The sequence below is a fragment of the Streptomyces sp. TSRI0281 genome (assembly GCF_001905125.1).
Taxonomy (GTDB): domain Bacteria; phylum Actinomycetota; class Actinomycetes; order Streptomycetales; family Streptomycetaceae; genus Streptomyces.
The window spans coordinates 1-19651 of record NZ_LWLE01000036.1 but is presented as its reverse complement, the minus strand read 5'-3'; the positions used below and the strand labels follow the sequence as shown (position 1 = coordinate 19651).

General features: G+C 70.3%; 14 protein-coding genes, 1 pseudogene and 1 riboswitch. Of the genes and pseudogenes, 5 read left to right on the top strand and 10 right to left on the bottom strand.

The window, feature by feature from the left end; translation table 11 throughout:
- Position 1: 1 nt before the first annotated feature.
- The 3 genes from A6A29_RS36950 to cobG form a co-directional block, all read right to left on the bottom strand.
- Positions 2-1570, bottom strand: a complete 1569-nt coding sequence (locus tag A6A29_RS36950) for a precorrin-2 C(20)-methyltransferase (RefSeq protein WP_241838786.1) — start codon at positions 1568-1570, stop codon at positions 2-4.
- Positions 1570-2196 carry a precorrin-8X methylmutase gene (locus A6A29_RS36945; RefSeq protein ID WP_073727447.1) on the bottom strand — a complete coding sequence of 209 codons (627 nt, stop codon included), beginning with the start codon at positions 2194-2196 and terminating at the stop codon, positions 1570-1572. Before A6A29_RS36945 ends, A6A29_RS36950 begins: the two co-directional genes overlap by 1 nt.
- 98 nt (positions 2197-2294) lie before the next feature.
- Entirely contained in the window at positions 2295-3590 is a 1296-nt protein-coding gene (gene cobG, locus A6A29_RS36940; RefSeq protein WP_073727445.1) for a precorrin-3B synthase, read from the bottom strand.
- Between the two features lie 335 nt (positions 3591-3925).
- Positions 3926-4004, top strand: a riboswitch (cobalamin riboswitch).
- Positions 4005-4097: 93 nt separating this feature from the next.
- Between cobG and cobN the strand changes: the two genes are divergently transcribed.
- Both cobN and A6A29_RS36930 read left to right on the top strand, forming a co-directional pair.
- Complete coding sequence (cobN, locus tag A6A29_RS36935; RefSeq protein WP_073727443.1) at positions 4098-7703, top strand: cobaltochelatase subunit CobN; 3606 nt, start codon at positions 4098-4100, stop codon at positions 7701-7703.
- A gap of 78 nt (positions 7704-7781) precedes the next feature.
- Positions 7782-8891, top strand: coding sequence for a hypothetical protein (locus A6A29_RS36930; RefSeq protein ID WP_073727441.1), 1110 nt, complete (start codon positions 7782-7784; stop codon positions 8889-8891).
- A 114-nt stretch (positions 8892-9005) separates the two neighbouring features.
- Here A6A29_RS36930 and A6A29_RS36925 read toward each other — a convergent pair whose 3' ends face one another.
- A complete protein-coding gene (locus A6A29_RS36925; RefSeq protein ID WP_198953531.1) occupies positions 9006-10739 on the bottom strand; it encodes a lysyl oxidase family protein in 1734 nt (577 codons plus the stop codon).
- Between the two features lie 277 nt (positions 10740-11016).
- The gene (locus A6A29_RS48280; RefSeq protein WP_073727439.1) at positions 11017-11208 is read right to left on the bottom strand and encodes a hypothetical protein; all 192 of its coding nucleotides are present in this window, start codon (positions 11206-11208) and stop codon (positions 11017-11019) included.
- Between the two features lie 637 nt (positions 11209-11845).
- On the opposite strand from A6A29_RS48280, the gene A6A29_RS36915 reads away from it, so the two are divergent.
- Positions 11846-12880, top strand: coding sequence for an aromatic ring-hydroxylating oxygenase subunit alpha (locus A6A29_RS36915; RefSeq protein ID WP_079183177.1), 1035 nt, complete (start codon positions 11846-11848; stop codon positions 12878-12880).
- Positions 12881-12963: 83 nt separating this feature from the next.
- On the opposite strand, the gene A6A29_RS36910 is transcribed toward A6A29_RS36915, so the two are convergent.
- Entirely contained in the window at positions 12964-13590 is a 627-nt protein-coding gene (locus A6A29_RS36910; RefSeq protein WP_073727437.1) for a LysE/ArgO family amino acid transporter, read from the bottom strand.
- 161 nt (positions 13591-13751) lie between these two features.
- Here A6A29_RS36910 and A6A29_RS36905 point away from each other — a divergent pair, with 161 nt between their 5' ends.
- A complete protein-coding gene (locus A6A29_RS36905; RefSeq protein ID WP_073727435.1) occupies positions 13752-14702 on the top strand; it encodes a LysR substrate-binding domain-containing protein in 951 nt (316 codons plus the stop codon).
- A 155-nt stretch (positions 14703-14857) separates the two neighbouring features.
- Here the strand turns inward: A6A29_RS36905 and A6A29_RS48275 are convergent.
- The 4 genes and pseudogenes from A6A29_RS48275 to A6A29_RS36885 all read right to left on the bottom strand — a co-directional run.
- Positions 14858-15229: pseudogene (locus A6A29_RS48275) on the bottom strand (phosphorothioated DNA-binding restriction endonuclease); the annotation flags it as partial.
- Positions 15230-15323: 94 nt separating this feature from the next.
- Complete coding sequence (locus tag A6A29_RS36895) at positions 15324-17756, bottom strand: helicase-associated domain-containing protein (protein ID WP_073727433.1); 2433 nt, start codon at positions 17754-17756, stop codon at positions 15324-15326.
- A gap of 175 nt (positions 17757-17931) precedes the next feature.
- Positions 17932-18354: a PIN domain-containing protein gene (locus tag A6A29_RS36890; RefSeq protein WP_073727431.1), complete on the bottom strand. Its 423-nt coding sequence runs from the start codon at positions 18352-18354 to the stop codon at positions 17932-17934.
- Positions 18351-18623, bottom strand: a complete 273-nt coding sequence (locus A6A29_RS36885) for a CopG family transcriptional regulator (protein ID WP_073728085.1) — start codon at positions 18621-18623, stop codon at positions 18351-18353. The genes A6A29_RS36890 and A6A29_RS36885 overlap by 4 nt, the downstream gene beginning before the upstream one ends.
- 562 nt (positions 18624-19185) lie before the next feature.
- On the opposite strand from A6A29_RS36885, the gene A6A29_RS36880 reads away from it, so the two are divergent.
- On the top strand, positions 19186-19458 hold the full coding sequence (locus A6A29_RS36880; RefSeq protein ID WP_241838784.1) for a transposase: 273 nt from the start codon (positions 19186-19188) through the stop codon (positions 19456-19458).
- Positions 19459-19651 lie beyond the last annotated feature (193 nt).

Here is a 19651-nt window from a genome sequence, read left to right as displayed (position 1 = left end):
CTCACGCCTCCGGATACCGCCGCGGCGTCCACACGATCTGCTGTCCTTCGCCGCCCCGCCGCACCCACCGCGTCTGCGACGAGCCCACGATCAGGAGGGTCCGCATGTCGACGTCGGCCGGGTCGAGATCGGCGAGCCGCACCGTACGCACGCTCTCCGTCGGCCCGCCCACGTCCCGGCCGAGCACCACGGGGGTGTCCGGCGAGCGGTGTTCGAGCAGCAGGTCGCGGGCCTTGCCGACCTGCCAGGTCCGGCTCTTCGAACCGGGGTTGTACAGGGCCAGCACCAGGTCCGCCGTCGCCGCCGCGCGCAACCGCTCCGCGATGACCTCCCACGGCTTGAGCCGGTCGGACAGCGAGATCGTGGCGTAGTCGTGGCCGAGCGGAGCACCCGCGCGGGCGGCTGCCGCGTTGGCCGCGGTCACCCCCGGCAGGACCCGTACCGCGATGTCCGCGTAGGCGTCCTGCGAGGCCACCTCCAGCACCGCCGTCGCCATCGCGAAGACCCCCGGGTCGCCGCCCGACACCACCGCCACCCGCCGCCCGCGCCGGGCCAGGTCGAGGGCGAACTCGGCGCGCTCGGACTCGACCTTGTTGTCGGAGCCGTGGCGTGCCTGGCCGGGCCGTACCGGCACCCGGTCCAGATACGTCGTGTACCCGACCACGTCGTCGGCGGCGGCCAGTGCCCCGCGCGTCTCGGGCGTCAGCCACAGCGGTCCGGCCGGGCCGGTACCGACCACGACCACCTCACCGGAGTCCGGCGCGCGCTCGGGGCGCGGCGCGTCGATCCGGCTCGGCAGCACGGCGACCGCGAAGTACGGGACCGAACCGGCCTCGACGTCCGCCAGGTCGCCGGTGCGCTCCCCGGACATCGTGGCGCGCTCCACGTAACGGGCCTCGGGCAGCCGCCCCGACGCCTCGAACGCACGGCGCACCGCCGGGAACGTACGGCCCAGCTTCATCACCACCGCGGAGTCCGTGGCCGCCAGACGGGCCGTCAGCTCCTCCTCGGGCAGCGTGCCGGGCAGGATCGTCAGGATCTCCTCGCCCTCGACGAGCGGGGTGCCGAGCCGCGCGGCCGCCGCGCTGACGGAGGTGACGCCGGGGATGACCTCGGTGACGTACCGGTCCGCGAGCCGCTTGTGCATGTGCATGTACGAGCCGTAGAACAGCGGGTCGCCCTCGGCGAGCACGGCGACGGTGCGCCCGGCGTCCAGGTGCACCGCGAGCCGGGCCGCGGCCTCGGCGTAGAACTCCTCCAGCGCGCCCCGGTAGCCGCCCGGGTGGTCCGTGGTCTCCGTCGTGACGGGGTAGACCAGCGCCTCCTCGATGTGGTCGGGGCGCAGGTGCTCGGCCGCGATGGACCGTGCGATGGACCGGCCGTGCCGGGCGCTGTGGTACGCGACGACGTCGGCCTCACCGATGATCTGCACGGCCCGTACGGTCATCAGGGCCGGGTCGCCGGGACCCAGCCCCACGCCGTAGAGCCTGCCTGTCCTGGTCTCGTCGACCGTGCCCGCGTCGGTCTCGTCCACCCCGGCTGCTCCGGCCTCGTTCACGCTGTCGCTCATTACTCTTCCTCGCTGGCGATCGCGTTGATCGCGGCCGCGGCTATCGCGCTGCCGCCGCGACGGCCGCGCACGATCAGGTGCTCCAGGCCCGACGGGTGGGCGGCGAGGGCCTCCTTCGACTCGGCGGCGCCGATGAAGCCGACCGGGACGCCGATGACGGCGGCGGGGCGCGGGGCGCCCTCCTCGATCATCTCCAGCAGCCGGAAGAGGGCGGTGGGCGCGTTGCCGATGGCGACGACGGCGCCTTCCATCCGGTCGCGCCACAGCTCCAGGGCGGCAGCGCTGCGCGTGGTGCCCATCTTCGCGGCGAGTTCCGGCACCGACGGGTCGGACAGGGTGCACACCACGTCGTTGCCGGCCGGGAGCCGCTTACGGGTGACCCCGCTGGCGACCATGGCCACGTCGCACAGGATGGGAGCGCCGGAGCGCAGCGCCGTACGGGCGTGGGCCACGGCGTCCGGGGAGAAAGCGAGATCGCGTACGAGGTCGACCATGCCGCAGGCGTGGATCATCCGGACGGCGACCTGGCTCACATCGGCGGGCAGCCCGGCCAGATCCGCCTCCGCGCGGATGGTGGCGAAGGACTGGCGGTAGATCGCCGGTCCGTCCTTCTCGTACTGATGCACAGTGCTGTCGCTTTCTTCTTCATCTACGGAAACGGGAACAGGAACGGATACGGGGACGGGGACGGGAACGGCTATACGTACACAGGTACCTGTACTGGTCAGGCGCGGGCCGCGGCGACCGCGGCGGCGAGCGCGGCCGGATCGTCCCGGACCGTCACCGGAGCCTCGCGCCCGTCCCCCCGCACGTGGGAGATCCGGTGCCCGTCGCGGGTGGCCACCACGTCGATCCACTCCCCGTGCGGATGGCCGCACCGGCGTTCGCACCCGGACCAGTACACAGGTAGCCGGCCGAGCGGTCCGACGGCGGCCCCCGCTTCGGCCCGCACATCGGCGAGCGACTTCGCGCAGCCCGGGTGCCCGATACAGGCCCCCACACCGGTCCAGGGGGAGTCGGGCCCGGTGATCAGCCCGGCGTCGGCGAGCGTACGGAGCGCCTCGGCGGCGTCCGCTTCGGCGAGCCCGGGGAGGACGACCCCGCGCCACGGGGTGAGCCGCAGCTCGCCGGAGCCGCGCCGCGCGACATCGGTGAGCAGCCGCCACTGTGCGGGGGCGAGCCGGCCGAGCGGCACCCCGGCACAGAGCGCGGTGAGCCCGTGCGGTCCGGTCACGGGCCCCGGGGCCGGGGGATGCGCGGCGGGCGGGCGGGCGCGGTGGACGGCCGGGCCCACCGGGCCGATCCGCCGCGCGACCTCACCCGGCAGCGCGGCGCGGGCGTCGTCGGGCAGGTCCTTCACCCGCCAGGCACCGGACTCCCGGGCCGGGCCGAGGAACGCCTCGGCGGCGAGGAGCGCGGCGCGGGGGGCGTCGGCGGCGGGCACCCGGAACACGGCGTCGTCGCTCCCGACCCGCAGCAGCGCGCTCCCGCCGTCCGCGATCAGGGTCACATCGGCGCCGAGGGCGTCCACGTCGCCGCGGCCGTCGTCCAGGGCGAACAGGAAACGGCCCGAGAGCCCCGTCGCGTACGCGCTCCCGCAGAGCGCCGCGTCCAGCCCGGTCAGCCAGGAACGGATGTCGGGGAGCCCGCGGCCGTCGAGTCCGGAGAGCGGCGAGGCGACGATGTTGCGCACCCGCTCGTGCGCGTCGGAGGGCAACAGCCCGGCGCGGCCCAGCGAACCGGCCAGTTCGGCTCCGCAGCCCGGACCGAGTCCGCGCAGTTGGATGTTGCCGCGTGAGGTGAGATGCAGCTCACCGTCCCCGAGCCGCCCGGCCGCCGTCAGAAGGGCCTCGGCCTGAGCGGCGGTCAGCACTCCGCCGGGCAGCCGGACCCGCGCCAGCGCACCGTCGTCCGCCCGGTGCAGCCTCAGGGTTCCCGGGCAGGCGTCACCACCGCTCGGGACGGCGGGGGCACCCGTGGACCGGGGCGAGGGGGCGGAATCGGACATGGCGGCGAGCATACCGACCGCCCACCGCCCGCTCCCTGTGACGTACAACTCCAGCCCGCACCCCGGCCCACCGGTGTTCCGCTCCGGCCCGCACCTCTGCCCACCGGCGTTCCGCCCCGGCCCGCGCCCCGGCCCACCGGCTGTCCGCTCCGGCCCTCCGGCCTCCGGCTACGGGAGCACCGACCTCCGATCACGGGGAGCACCAAGCGTCCGCGACGGGGAGTACCGGCCTTGGACCACGGGGAGTACCGGCCTTCCGCACCCGCGCCCACCCACCGCCGCACCCCACCCGCTTAGGATGCAGAACGGCGGCCCATACGGTCCGTCATCGCCAGACGGCGACAGGGGAGGAAGCCCGGTGCGAATCCGGCGCGGTCCCGCCACTGTGAGCCCGGCCGACACCCCGGCCGGGCGAGTCAGGAACTCCCTTCCCCGCAGCGCTCGACTTTGTTCGAGCAGGGGAACCCGATTCCGACACCGCCCGGGGCGTGGACACCCCGAGGAAGGCCAAGACGCAGCATGATCCTGCTCCTGTCGACGTCCGACACCGACCTTCTGAGCGCCCGCGCCTCCGACGGCCCGGTCAGCTACCGCTACGCCAACCCCTCCCGGCTCCCGCTGGACGGCCTTCCGCAGCTCCTGGACGGCGTGGACCTCGTCGTCGTACGTCTCCTCGGCGGCGTACGCGCCTGGCAGGAGGGACTCGACCAGCTGCTGGCCACCGGCCGCCCGGTCGTGGTCCTGACCGGCGAGCAGGCCCCGGACGCCCAGCTGATGGCCGCCTCCACCGTCCCCATCGGCATCGCCGCCGAGGCGCACGCCTATCTGGCGCACGGCGGCCCCGCCAACCTCGGCCAGCTGGCCCGGTTCCTGTCCGACACCGTGCTGCTCACCGGCCACGGCTTCGAGCCGCCCGCCCCGGCCCCCGCGTGGGGCCCGCTGGAGCGGACCGCCCGGCAGGCCCCCGCGTCCGCGCCCACCGTCGCGGTGCTCTACTACCGCGCCCACCACATGAGCGGGAACACCGCGTTCGTCGAGGCCCTGTGCACGGCCGTGGAGGACGCGGGCGCCCGCCCCCTCCCGCTGTACGTGGCCTCGCTGCGTACCCCCGAGCCCGAGCTGATCGATGAACTCCGGGCCGCCGACGTCATCGTGACGACCGTTCTCGCGGCGGGCGGCACCCGTCCCGCCGAGGCGTCCGCCGGCGGTGACGACGAGTCCTGGGACGCGGGCGCGCTGACCGGTCTCGACGTCCCCGTCCTCCAGGCGCTCTGCCTCACCAGCGCCCGCGCCGCCTGGGAGGAGAACGACGAGGGCGTCTCCCCGTTGGACGCCGCCACCCAGATCGCGGTGCCGGAGTTCGACGGCCGCCTGATCACCGTGCCGTTCTCCTTCAAGGAGATCGACGAGGACGGCCTGCCCGCGTACGTCGCCGACCCCGAACGCGCCGCCCGGGTCGCCGGAATCGCCGTACGGCACGCCAGGCTCCGCCACATCCCGAACGCGGAGAAGCGGATCGCGCTCGTGCTGTCCGCGTACCCGACCAAGCACTCCCGGATCGGTAACGCCGTCGGCCTCGACACCCCGGCCAGCGCCGTTGCCCTGCTGCGCCGGCTCCGCGCCGAGGGATACGACTTCGGCCCCGAGGACGAGATCCCCGGCCTCGTCTCCGGCGACGGCGACGAACTGATCTACGCGCTGATCGACGCGGGCGGTCACGACCAGGACTGGCTCACCGAGGAGCAGCTGGCCCGCAACCCGGTCCGCATCCCGGCGGCCGACTACCGCCGCTGGTTCGCCACGCTCCCCGCCGATCTGCGCGAGGCCGTCGAGCGCCACTGGGGCCCGGCGCCCGGCGAGATGTTCGTGGACCGGTCCGCCAACCCCGAGGGCGACATCGTGCTCGCGGCCCTGCGCCGCGGCAACCTGCTCATCCTCATCCAGCCGCCGCGCGGCTTCGGCGAGAACCCGATCGCGATCTACCACGACCCCGATCTGCCGCCCTCGCACCACTACTTGGCCGCGTACCGCTGGATCGCGGCGTCCGCCGAGGACAACGGGTTCGGCGCCGACGCGATGATCCACCTCGGCAAGCACGGCAACCTGGAGTGGCTGCCCGGCAAGAACGCGGGCCTGTCCGCGTCCTGCGGCCCGGACGCGGCCCTGGGCGATGTCCCGCTCGTCTACCCGTTCCTGGTCAACGACCCGGGCGAGGGTACGCAGGCCAAGCGCCGCGTCCACGCCACCCTGGTCGACCACCTCGTACCGCCGATGGCCCGCGCGGACAGCTACGGCGACATCGCACGGCTGGAGCAGCTGCTCGACGAGCACGCCCAGATCGCCGCGATGGACCCGGCGAAGCTCCCGGCGATCCGCGCCCAGATCTGGACCCTGATCCAGGCGGCGAAGCTCGACCACGACCTGGGGCTCCAGGACCGCCCCGAGGACGAGGGCTTCGACGACTTCATCATGCATCTCGACGGCTGGCTCTGTGAGATCAAGGACGTCCAGATCCGCGACGGTCTGCACGTCCTGGGCACCGCACCCGCCGGTCAGGACCGCGTCAACCTGGTCCTGGCGATCCTGCGCGCCCGCCAGATCTGGGGCGGTACGGCGTCCCTGCCGGGTCTGCGCGAGGCGCTCGGTCTCGACGAGTCCGCCGCCACCCGCACCGCCGCCGACGCGATCGAGGAGCAGGCCCGCGCCCTGGTCCAGGCGATGGAGGACGCGGACTGGGACCCCGCCGCCGTCGCGACCGTGGCCGCCGGACACCCGCGGGCCGTCGCCGACATCCTCGACTTCGCCGCCCACGAGGTCGTACCGCGCCTCGCCGCCACGACCGACGAACTCGCCCACGCCGTCCACGCGCTGAACGGCGGCTTCGTCCCGGCGGGCCCGTCCGGTTCCCCGCTGCGCGGCCTGGTCAACGTGCTGCCGACCGGCCGCAACTTCTACTCCGTCGACCCGAAGGCCGTCCCCTCCAAGCTCGCCTGGGAGACCGGTCAGGCGCTCGCCGACTCGCTCCTGGAGCGCTACCGCACCGACAACGGCGAATGGCCCACCTCGGTCGGCCTGTCCCTGTGGGGCACGAGCGCGATGCGCACGGCGGGCGACGACATCGCGGAGGCGTTCGCGCTGCTCGGTGTCCGCCCCGTCTGGGACGACGCCTCGCGCCGGGTGACGGGTCTGGAGGCGATCCCGTACGAGGAACTGGGCCGCCCCCGCATCGATGTCACGCTGCGCATCTCCGGCTTCTTCCGCGACGCGTTCCCGCACACCATCGGTCTGCTGGACGACGCCGTACGGCTCGCCGCCTCGCTCGACGAGCCGGCCGAGCGGAACTACGTACGCGCCCACACGCAGGCGGACCTGGCCGAGCACGGCGACGAACGCCGCGCCACCACCCGTATCTTCGGCTCCCGGCCCGGTACGTACGGCGCCGGTCTGCTCCAGCTCATCGACTCCCGCGACTGGCGCACGGACGCCGACCTCGCGGAGGTCTACACGGTGTGGGGCGGTTACGCCTACGGGCGTGAGCTCGACGGGCGGCCGGCCCGTGAGGAGATGGAGACCGCGTACAAGCGGATCGAGGTCGCCGCGAAGAACACCGACACCCGCGAGCACGACATCGCGGACTCGGACGACTACTTCCAGTACCACGGCGGCATGGTCGCCACCGTGCGCGCGCTGAAGGGCACCGCCCCGGCCGCGTACATCGGCGACTCCACCCGCCCGGAGACGGTCCGCACCCGCACCCTGGTCGAGGAGACGTCCCGCGTCTTCCGCGCCCGCGTCGTGAACCCCAAGTGGATCGAGGCGATGCGCCGCCACGGTTACAAGGGCGCCTTCGAACTGGCCGCGACCGTCGACTACCTCTTCGGGTACGACGCGACGACGGGCGTGGTCGCCGACTGGATGTACGACAAGCTCACCGAGACGTACGTCCTGGACCCGACGAACCGCGAGTTCCTCCAGCAGGCCAACCCGTGGGCCCTGCACGGCATCGCGGAACGCCTCCTGGAGGCCGAGTCGCGCGGGATGTGGGCCAAGCCCGACCCGGCGGTGCTCGAAGCGCTGCGCCAGGTCTTCCTGGAGACGGAAGGCAACCTGGAGGGCGAGGACTGATCCGGAGTCGGCCGGGCCGGGCGATCCGGCCCGGCCGAACCCACCGCCGAACCCCTCCGGCACGGCAGAATCACCGCCATGGGGAACACAGTTGCCGGGCGGGAAGACACCACAGGGCCGATAGCCCAGATCCGCGGATTCCTGGCCGGGGGGACGACCGGTGCCGCACTGGCGTGCATGGTCTGCGGGGTGATCATCAAGAGCGTGCCCGTCTTCGTGACGGGCGCCGGGCTCCTGGTGCTCACCGTCGTGGTGCTGCTGGTCCTGGAGCGCCGGCGGGAGGCCGGGAAGGGCACCTCGGTCACCCGCACGGCGCTGGCACTGATCGAGGACCTGCGCGCCACCGGCGGCGAGACGGCGGACGTCCCGGTCAGGTTCGACCTCACAGTCGCCCCGGACGACCGTGCGGCGTACCGGGTCACGGTCAACCAGCCGATCAATCTCGTCGACATCCCCACCTACCGGCCGAGGGGTGTGACGGTCGTCGAGTACCGCCCCGACGAGCCGTGGGAGGTCGAGATCGTCACCAGGCCGTCACCGGAGTGGTTGCGGCGGGCGGAGACGGCGAAGGTGGACTCCGCGCCCGAGTTCACCCGGGAGAAGGACCGGAGGAAGAAGGCGGGATCGAGCTGCTTCATCGGCCTGGTGGGGCTGCTGCTCGGCGCGGTGGTCGTCATTCTGCTGCTCCGGGGTGAGCTGTTCGACGGCTCCGAGCCCCGCCCCGGCTCCCCTTCCTCATCCTCGTCCTCGTCCTCGACAAGTACCTTCTCGTCGTCCACGACGGTCTCGGGGCCCTCGGCGTCGATGCTGGACATCGGCAGGATGCGCGACACCGCCGAATCACTGACGGAACGGGTGGGCACGTCGAGCGTGGCCGAACTCAGCATCGAGGAGCACCGCATGGCGGTGAGCGGCGAGACCGGCGGCCCGAAGAACGGCGCCCGGGCCATCGACCTGCGCACGCTCCCGTACGAACTGTTCCCCGGCCTGGTGCGCGAGGCCCGGAACACCCTGGGCGTACGTGACCCCGAGGCATGGCGCATCGACGTGGAGCCGGCGTCGGGGGGACGGGACCTGACCGTCCGGGTATCGGTGACGGGCAACGCGGGCGAGGCGGGCAAGGACGCCAAGGTGTTCCTGGAGGCGGACGCCCAGGGCCGGATCACGAAGCGCCACCCGAAGAACTGACCTCACGCGGCCCGCGTACGGATACGGATACGGCCCCCGGGACAGGAGTCCAGGGGGCCGCACCTATGGGGATGGGGTGTTGGTTGCCGTTCCGTTGGTCGGCGTCAGGTGCCGTTAGTTGGCGTCCACCCGGTCGTGCGCGGGGACGGTCACCGTACGGGCGCCGGGCTTACCGCCCAGGACGACCTTGCGCAGGGCGCTGTTGTTGGTGAGGTCGGTCTCCTTGAGCCGGTTCTCCGGGTTGGCCAGCACCTGGATGTAGTAGGTGCCGTTCGCCAGGCCGGTGATGTCGAAGGACTGGCCGGGCAGGTCCTGGGTGTACGTGTCACCGGAGCCGATGTCGAGCACCTCGCGGACGGAGATCGAGTTCTCCTGGCCGCACGCGGTGGACAGGTCGGTGTTCTCCGGGTGCCAGTTGGCGTTCTTCACCGTGTAGTCGACCGCGTCCGTGTTGGCGAGGCAGAACGCCTCCTTGCCGCTGCGCACGGTCTCCTTCTTGTCCTCCTTCAGCAGCCGGTAGCTGGCGAAGTCGGTGAAGTGCCAGTGCTCGTGGCCGGGGCGCGGGTCCCACTCCATGGTGCCGGTCGGGGTGTACCCAATCTGCTTGCCCTTGGCGTCGTAGAAGTACTGGTACGCGTCCATCAGCTCCTTGCCCGGAGCGCGGAAGCCGTCCACGACGAGCTTCGCGGGGCCCGCGTTCCACACGTTGGCGCTGAAGGCGAGGTAGTCCTTGCCCGGTTCCTCTTCGTACCCGTCGCTGACGGTGATGCCATAGGCGGGCAGTGACCGGAGGTCCGGCTTGGGAACGTCGGGCACGGTCGCCTTGCCGGTCGGCCGCTTCGCGTTGGGCTGGGCGGCGGGCGCCTTGCGCGACCCGTCGGTACGCCCGGCCACGTCACCCGCCTGCGCGGACTTGAGGGCGGCCTTCTTGAGCGCCCACGGCAGGGAGGGCGGCGCGGGGGCGTAGGGCCCGTGACCCACGTTGTACGAGGGACCGGCACCGCTCGTCGCGGCCGCCGGGGCGGGCGAACGCATCGCGCCGTGTCCGGGCATGCTGTGGCCGGACATCTCATGCCCGGACATCTTGGACATGTCGTGCCCGGACATCTGGGAGGCGCCCGAGACGCCCTCGCCCTCCTCCCAACTGCGCTCGCGGACCGTCACCTTGATCGTCTGCGGCTTGTCGGCGATACCGAACAGATCGCGGTAGGCCTTCGACACGGACACCTTGGCGGTGTACTTGCCGGCGGCCAGCTGGACCGGCGCGGAGTAGTAGCCCGCGTAGGTGTTGGACGCCCAGCCGTTCTCGACACCCCACACGGAACCGAGGGTGAACGGGTTCACGGGACAGCTCTCGGGATACTTCGAGTTGGCCGGTGCGTCGGGACGGACGCGACCGGACGCGTTGTTCGGACAGAACGCCTCGGTCTTGTCCAGCACGGTCTTGCCGGCCGCGTCCGTGACGGTGATCTTCGCGAAATCGGGCAGCCCGGCGAAGTCCTTTAGCAGACGCTTGGGCAGAACCTTCGTCCCGGTCTGCTTGCCCTTCCCATCCCGGATGATCTGCTTCGCGATGATCGGGTCCTTGTAGGACTTACGGCTCACCTTCAGTTCGAGAGGACCGTTCTCGGCGGTGACGTACGTCCCGAGGTCCAGGTAGACGCCGGGGTCCTCCTTCCACGAATCGAGGGTCACCGAAGTGGAAGCGGCGATCAGGCTGAGCTTCGGCGTGGGCTCGGCCGTCTTGGCGTCGGGTGCTGCGGCGACGACGCCCGCGGTCACGGCGATGGCCGCTGCTGCGGCGATGGCCGAACGCGACAGACGGGCCTGGTGGGATCTGGTCATCATTCCTCGTACTTCCGAGTGCCTGATGGGACGGTGGACGGACAGCGCCGCACCGGATGCGATGACGAAACTGTCTCCCGCCTGTGAGAGATGACGTAGGGCACTCCCGGGGTTGTCTCCGAGGCACGAGACGCCCATCGTTGTCCGAAACCAAGTCAAGGCGGCTGAATCCAGCCCTAGTTGACGTCAGGATCTCGTATACGGGATCCCGGACGGCGGCTGCCACGCCGTGAACGGGACGCCGGGTTTGTCCAGGCTCTCGGATGACCTGCCGGACTGTTCAGCGGCGGGGTGCCGTCGGGAAGAGAGCCGTGGACCGTTCGATCAGGCCGTTGATCCGCTGGTCACCGTTCGCGTCCATGGGCATGGAGTCGAGCATCTCGCCGATGTCGACCGGGTTCAGCGGGCCCACGGCCGATTCCCGGCCGCGCTGGTGGAGGCGGGGGCGGTCGTAGCGGTTCAGCGCCTCCACCCTCGACAGGTCCGACCCGGCCAGGAGGAGTGGTGGCTTGCGGGTGAGCGGACGGTTCCACGCTACGAGAGGGACCCAGTCGCCTTATGAGCGTGCAATTCGGAGCTCAGTCAGAATGGTCGTGGAAACTCTAGATAATTCCGGCAGTGGTAGGCGAACTTGAGCCAATCGCCATGCTGCCCGCTGCTCGACCGAGGCAGTGGGCCGGCAGTCCGTGCGGCCCGGTGGGCTGTGGTCGAGGTTCGCCGCCTCTGTCGAAGGGCCGGCGCCGGCATCCGGTCCAACGCTTTATCGAACGGGTGTTTTCAGCCCCGAAATGAAGAGCTCTTGCGGGTCTGATGACGCCATGCGCATGATGGTTCGTGGAAATCGGCCATTGCTTCTGCGTGCGCAGGTTTTTCGAGGCGCGCAAGTCTCCGGTGACGTAGAGCCGGTCGTCGATTGAATCGTTCAGTACGGGTGAAAACCGATCTGCTGAATTCGAGAGTGAAGCCCCGGCTTGCGTTGCGCGACTCGGCTTGGTTTCGAACCGAAAGGGAGTTCAGGAGTGACGGTTAATTAGCCACCGACGTACTACACCAGTGAGGAACACTTCGCCCGGGAGCAGGAACGAATATTCGAGCGTTCCTGGCAGTGCGTGGCGCGGTCCTCGGAGATCGCCGAAGCCGGCTCATTCGTACGTGTGAATGTAGGAAGAGAGAGCGTTCTTCTCGTACGCAAGGCCGCCGGCGAGATCCGGGCCCTGATCAATCTGTGCCGCCATCGCGGTGCCCAGCTCTGCCTTGAGGAAAAGGGGAATTTCGGCGGTTCCATCCGCTGTCCCTATCATGGATGGACCTTCAGCCTTGACGGCCACCTCACGGCAGCCCCTTTCATGCGCGACCTCCCGCCCGAGACGAAGGAGCGGCACCTCTTCACCGCCGGCGTCACCGAATGGCTCGGCTACGTCTGGGTGAACCTCGACCCCGACGCGGCACCCCTGGCGGACCAGGTCGGACCGCTGATCCGTGAACGCTTCGGCGATGACGACGTCCCGGGCAACTACGGCTGCAACGAATTGAAGGTTGCCAAGGAGGTGGTCTACGAAGTTCCGGCGAACTGGAAGATTCTCTATGAGAATTTCTGTGAGTGCTACCACTGCCCCACCATGCATCCGGAAATCTGCCAGATTCTTCCGAGCTGGCGTACCGGATACGGGACGGTAAGCGGCCCTGAAGGTCCTCAGAAGCGTGGGTCCGCACTGGCTGACGGTGCCACTGGATTCTCGCTGTCCGGAAAAGCGGCGGCAGCCCGGCTTCCCGGTGTGCCGGAAGACGATGCACGGACCTTCCATGGGATCCTTCTCTGGCCCAATGTGCACCTCATGTTCATTCCGGACCATGTGATGTGTATGCGGTTCGATCCAGTGGGACCCGACCGCACCAAGGTCGTCACGCAGTGGCTCTTTCATCCCGAGGCCATGGAAGATCCCGATTTCTCCCCGGATGATGCTGTGGCACTCGTAGACGTCACGGCCCGCGAGGACTTCGAAGCCTGTGTCAGGGTTCAAAATTCGGCAGGTTCCCAGTACTTCGAAGAGTTCCACACTCCACACGAGAGTCTCATCATCACGTTTCGGGAGTGGGTCCTGGGGCAGCTGAACCCATCGGAAGACAAGGTCTTGGCGATTTAACAGGGCCGTGCCCACGTGGTACAGGGAGAGTGATTTCTATGCCCCAGGCAGAAACTGTGCCTGGGGTACACCCCCGTTTTATGTCACCCCAGAGCCATGTGGGCGCCGAGTCCCAGAATCAGAGCACTGGAAACCACAGCGGTGACCTTTCGACCTCGTGGGCCGGTGATGAAGCGGCCGAAAACCGCCCCTCCGCCGGCAAGCAACAACTGCCAACTCGCGGACGCGGTGACGACAGCCGCGATGTAAACCGCCGATTCTGCCCACGATGCTTCCTGGAGGGCCTGATGTCCGAGGATGAGCGCGACGAAGTACAGGGCGGGCCACGGGTTGAGCGCTGTGAGCGCCAGGAACATCGCGAACGACCGCCGTGGGCTGACTGCCGTCTCCTCAGGTGCCTTCTGGACCGCGCCGCCCTTTGGTTTCCGCAGTCCGGCAACGGCGATCCGCGCGGCCATCACCGCCAGGACCAGGAAGGCCAACCAGCGCAAGAGTTCGGAGAAGGGCTGGATCGCCGAGGCCACCGCCGCTCCTCCCACGACAGCGATCACGGCGTAGAGCGCGTCTGCCGTCGTCGCACCGATCGCCGCCGCGGCCCCGACGCGAAAAGAGGTCCGGGCCGTCAGGTTGATCATCAGCACGGCGACGGCTCCCACAGGGATGGCGAGACCGTATCCGGCCAGCGCTCCCGCGACAGCGGAATCGAGCACAACAAGCCTCCAGTGGGCTCGGAGCGGACAGTGCGCGAAAGCGGATCCGCACGGGCCCCTGTGCGAGCGTCGATCGTCATGGGCGCGGATCTTCATTCTTGTCCGGGCGTCCTGACGGCGTCCATGGGAAAGTTCCACACCGTTCCGTTCGGAGAAGCCACATGATCGACCCTCGTCTGCAGGCTCTGCGCGCCCTGCACGCGGAAGGAACCGTCACCGCCGCGGCAGCGACTCTGCACCTCTCGCCCCCTACGGTCTCCCAGCAGCTTCGTCAGCTGTCAGGCGAACTCGGCCTGAAACTTCTGGAACCGGAGGGCCGAAGGGTTCGGCTCACTCCCGCCGCGCTCGCACTGGTCGGGCACGTGGAGGCCATGAACGCCGAATGGGAACGGGCCGGCGCCGTTCTGGACTCCCACCGGGAAGGAACCGCGGGCCTCCTGCGGATCACCGGCGTCGCCAGCGCCCTTGCCTCGGTGATCGCCCCGGCGGCACAGACACTGTGCGACCAGTTCCCGCAGATGGTCTGCCGCCTCGACGAACACCCCGACGAAGACCGCCTCAGCCTTCTGCTCGCCCACCGGGTGGACATCGCCGTAGTGATCGCCGCCTTCGATGTTCCGGGCACGGGAGGCGGCCTCTTCGAACACGTAGTGCTGACGGAAGAACCCCAGGACCTGGTCGTACCCGATCACCATGTCCTTGCCCGCCGGGAATCCGTACGCCTGGTGGATGCCGCCCAGGAGACCTGGATCCAGGCGGGGGACCCCAGGGACCAGCACCCGGTCCTCCTGCGCGCCGCGGCAGCCGCAGGGTTCACCCCACGCGTGGCACACAGCGCGATCGATTGGACTGCCGTCGCCGCCCTGGTCGCCCACGGACACGGCATCTGCCTCATGCCCCGGCGGGCCCCACTCCCTCAGGACCTGCCCCTGAGGCGCGTCCCCCTGACGGGCCCGACGGCCCCCGTTCGAAGGCTCCTGGCCTGCGTCCGGCCCGGCAGCCGGGCACAGGTTCTCATCGCGCGCGGTCTGGACGCGCTCCAGGACGCAGCCATCCAAGGGCCGAGCGCATGGCCACATACGCCCCCTTGCGCCGCCGAGCCGAGGGAGTGATCAACATGCTCCAGCTCGCGGAGGGTCTTCCAGACCTTCGCGTACAAGGAGACGGGGCAGCGCCTCGGCGACGTAGGCCGACGCCCCGTCCTGCTGCCTCGCACGGATGTCGTCCAGGAGAACCTCGGGCGTCCGTCACTGCCCGGATCGGCGGTCAGGCGGTCGTGGCGGGACGGCTCCCGCCGCAGCGCCGCCCGCAGCTCCGGCGCCAGCCGCCCCGCGGCGCCGGAGCTGCGCAGTTCCCCGACCCCGGTCCCCGGGCTGCCCGGCCCGCGCTCGGTGCGCACCTCCCACACGCCGTCACTCACCAAGTGATGGAAGGGATAGGCGGGCGTCGTCCGGTTGCCGGGTCCGTAGGCGACGAGCAGCCCCCGCAGGTCCTCCTCCACGGCGCTGTACCGCAGCTCGTCATCGGCGGCCTGCTGGAACCGGCTGAGCGCGTACAGGAACAGCAGCGGCTTGTGCGGAGCCCGCGCCCCGCTCCTCGTCCACTGCCTCAACTGCGCGGTGCGCTCGACCCAGTCCATGGTCGGCGATCGTAGCGGCGGCGCCTCGCCGTGCTGGGTGGCGGGGCATGGCCGCAGTGGCCGGCCGCACACCGGGCCACGACGCGGATCCCGGCTATCCGGGCATGACGCCGCGGATGCGGGAGAGGGTGAAGACCCGGTCGTCGTCGCGCAGGTGGCACCAGGCATACACGTGGGGCGGGTCGAGCACGAGCTCGCTGAGGGTACGTACGGTCCGGTTGCCCGAAGCGGCGACGTACTCGACCGTGATGGCTGTGCCGGCGTCGACGGCATGGGCGAGCAGGCGAACATCGGCGTACGCCAGATTCTTCGCGTACCCGGCGACGATCTCCTCGGTGTCCGTGCCGTAGGGGACCCCGGTGCCGAACGGGTCGGGCGCCGGAAGTGCCGTTGGGGCGGCCCGCAGCCTGGCGGCCAGCGTGCTCAGGTCGACGGTCACCGGAGTCACCGTCGGCACGGACCGCCGCCGCTGGCCCGGGAGTGGGGCCGGGGCGGCTGCACGTGGGCGCCGGGTCTTCTCGACGCGTACGGTTCCGTCGGCCCTTTCCGCGACGGGGGCGTAGCCGGCGGCCCGGAGCGAGGCGAGGGTCTGGTCGAGTGGGGTCCGGCTGACCAGCACGGTCGGTGCCAGCAGGCGCAGACCGAGGCCGGCGAGCTTTCTGTGCGTGACGAGTTCGGCGAGGAGCGCGGGTTCTTCGCCGTGGATCACACAGGCGGCGGGGGTGATGCGCACCCGGCCATGAGTGCGCGCGGTGTCGTTGATCAGGTACGACAGCGGCTGGGGGAGGGCACCGACGGCGACTGCGCTCAGGTCCGCCGCGAGGGCATCCGCCGCGCGGCCCGTGTCCAGGGCGCGGCGAACGGTTGTGGGACTGAACCGCCACACCGATGCCGTGCCACCGACTTCCTTGTCCGCGACGGTGTCCAGCAGTGCGGCGAGGCGGGCGGACGGGGTGCCGGTGACGACGGCGGTGAGGTCCGCGCCGAAACGGACAGCCCTGGTGGCCTCCGGCAGCAGCCGCTCACAGGCGGCGGCGAGCGTTTCGGCGGCTTCGGCATCGTCGCCCCGCAGGGCGGCGCCGATGGGGGACAGGCAGCCGCGGGCGAGGACCCCGAGCAGTTCCGCTTCCCGGATCACCGTGGCGAAGGGCGCGGTGTCCTGGGGGAGGTGCTCGGCGAGCGGGCGATGCCAGGCGACCAGCGGCCCCAGCTCCGCGGTGCTGTGCGCCCCGTGGTGCGCCGGGAGCGCCGCCGCGGCGGCGAGGAGCCCCTCCCGGGCCTGTGAACAGCTGTCGCAGGGCGGTTCTCCGGCGAGCGAGGGCAGCGCCTTGCCGTCCTCGTCGCGGGCTCGGGACGGAGTCAGCGGCAGCGTCCGCCAGGCGTGGAGAAGCGCGGTGAGCTGCTCCGCCGGTTCTCTTTCCGCCCAGGTGTCGTACCCGTCCGTCGCCGCGACCCGGTCGCCGTCCCGGGCCAGTAGCCCGGCGTCGTACGCGGTCTCCAGAACGAGGCGTACGACGATGCCGTCGCACTGTGCCGCCCTGCCGATCCGGGACAACTCACGTGCTCCGACCCCGCCGGACTTCAGCAGGACCGGCGGAGCCGCGGAGCACGTCGCCAGAACCGACGCGGCATGTGCGGCGAACGCCGTGGCGGCGGCCGCCGCCTCCCGGTCCACTTCCGCCGAGGTCACGGACACCGTCCGCACGACGGGCGGGACGGGCTCGAAGGGGGCGCGCCGGCCTGTTCCGCGCAGGGCGAGCGTCACCTCGGCGGGCATGCGTGTGGATCCGTACCCGGAGTGCCGGTCCTGGACCAGCAGTCCCCGCTCCAGCGCCCAGCGCGCGCCCGGCCCGGAGCCGGGCGGCGGAGTCCTGAACGTGAGGAAATGTGCCGGCGATTGAGCCTGTTCACCCTGGTGAGAGGCTCGCCGCTCAAGGAGATTCCGGGTGGCCGCAGGTGCCGAGGCGATGACCGCGGCCACCCGCTCCGGATCGCTGTGGTGTTCCAGCAGAGCGGTCAGCCGATGCTTTTTGGTGGTGCCGGGCGACCTGATGCCCAGGGCCACCAGCATGCGGCGCAGTTCCTCGGAGGTCGTGTCCGCCAACAGCCGGGTGAGCGGAGCATCCACCCCCAGCGGCGAGTCCCACGCCTGCCGCAATGGCGCGACCATGTGCAGCAGCCCTTCACCGTCCGCCCAGACGAGTGCGCGGTCGGCCAGCGCCTCCAAGGCCGCGTCCAACCCGCGAGCGCTCTCCGTTCCGGTCGAGACCAGCAGATCGGCCAGGGCGGCACGGGGAACGGGCCCCAGTGCCGCCAGTGCCTCGGCCACCTGCAGGTGCGGCAGCGCGAGCCCGGTCAGCACCGGGGCCACCGAGGCCGGCCGCTGAAGGCGGTCCGCGAGTTCGCCGAACGACCGTGGCTCCGGCGGGGACACGGCATCCGGGCGGGTCGCCAGGACTCGTTCAAGCCGGTCGACTTCCAGATCACTCAGCCACGCTGCCAGAGTTGATCCACTGGGCTTGCCGATGGGGACACCTCACAAAGACGAGCGCGGGTGGGCTCCGACCGGAATCGGCCCGCACAGAAGCCAGAATGGCCGATCGAGGGGGACGCCCGCGTCCTGAGTCGGGGCCGGAACAGATCGGCGGTCTGAACGGTGATGTACGGCGGTGAATGAGACCAGAACTGATACCGGGCCGAGGTCACACCTTCCTGACGACGATTGTGTCGGGGACCAGCCGTTCCAAGTCGTCCACATCCGAGGTGAAGACCGTGACTTGTCCCTTCTGCTGCCGCGCGATAACTGCGAGTACTGCATCGATCGCGTATTTGTGGCCGTGCAGACCTGCGTCGGCCAAGAGCCGACGGGCCTGGCGCGCTTCGTCCTTCCCGATGTCGGCCACGCTGATGCGGGAGAGGACCCAGTCCCAGCGTTGCTCGGTGGTTCTGCCGTCGTAGGCCTCGACCAGTGTCATCGGAGAAGTCACCACTTCGGCCTCACCGTCAGCGGCCAGCCTGAGCCGGGCAATCATCATCCGATCCCCGCGCACGGCCAGCGACAGAGCCTCGCAGTCCAGCACGAAGACACGCAGCGGCGGATTGTGGTCACAGTTCCGCTGCTTCACGCGGCTTCTCCCGCGCAATTCCTGCCCGCGCGGTTCTTGTGCTCGGCATCAAGATCGTCCAGCTCGTGGCGCACTGCGGCGCGCTCGCTTTCCGTGACTGGCCCGTGCTCCTCCTCCAGCCAGCCGACGAGCTCTCTGAGCCGGTCCCGGTCGCGCTTGAAGCGCAAGGCTTCGGCCACGTACGCCGACAGACCTCGCTCGGCCGCCTCCCCGCGAATCTCCTCAAGGAGTTCCTCGGGGATCGTCACTGTCACTTTCTTTGATGCCATATATAAGACCATACTCTGCGTATAGGTTGCCATACCAGTTCTGGCGGCTCGGTGGTGTCGGTTCTTTCCCGCAGCAGCAGCCTGGCTTCAGCACTGCCTGCTGGCGCCTCTGGGGGTCCCGGAAGGGCCTCGTACGGGGTTCGCCATCGTGGTAGTCGTATTGGTCCGTGACCGTGCGGTCTTCTGACGCGTCCACCGGGCTGTCACCGACCGTGGGTACGGCCGAGAGGCCGCCCTGTCTCGCTGTCGCCACTCGGTCGGGTCGACCCACGAACCCTCATCGACAGCCGGAGGCGTACACGAGGGCCGACTCCGCGAGCCGGGGGACGGCCTCTGGAGCAAGCTGTGGCAGGACTGGTAGCACGTACTGCCAGTGCTCGCCCGCCAGTACCTCCCGTACAAGACGGCTGGCCTCATCCTTGTTGCGCGAGGCATCCGTGCCAAGGGCGTCGGCGAGCGCGAGGTACCGCAGCACGGAGGTGTGCTGTGAGGTGAGTCTCCCCTCGTAGCGTGGAGTCCGTGACTGCAGGGGAAGTTGAGAGTCAGGGCAGAGAAGCGTCGAGTGTTCAAGCCGGAGTTTCGTGAGGGGGCTGTACGGATCGTGGCCGAGACGGGGAAGCCGATCTCCGAGGTTGCCGATGACCTGGGGATCAACGAGGCGACGCTCGCGAGCTGGGTGTCACGGGCCAAGCGAGCCGAGAAGGGCAAGCCGGCCGACGTGGATGAGGAGATCGCCCGGCTGCGACGAGAGAACACGGCGCTGAAGAAGGACAACAAGGAGCTGGCCATGGAGCGTGATGTCCTCAAACGCTGCATGGTCCTGTGGGTGAAATAGCTGTGGCGGACCCGGCCGTCGTGGCCGGGGTGATCAGCGACCAGAGGACCGAGTACAGCATTCCGCACGCGGTGTCCTGCCGGGCGCTGGGGGGTGAGCCAGTCATGGTTCTACAAGTGGCATACCCGCAAACCCGCCCCGCGTGAGCTGCGAAGACAGCAGCTGTCTGACGAGATCAAGGAGATCTTCAAGG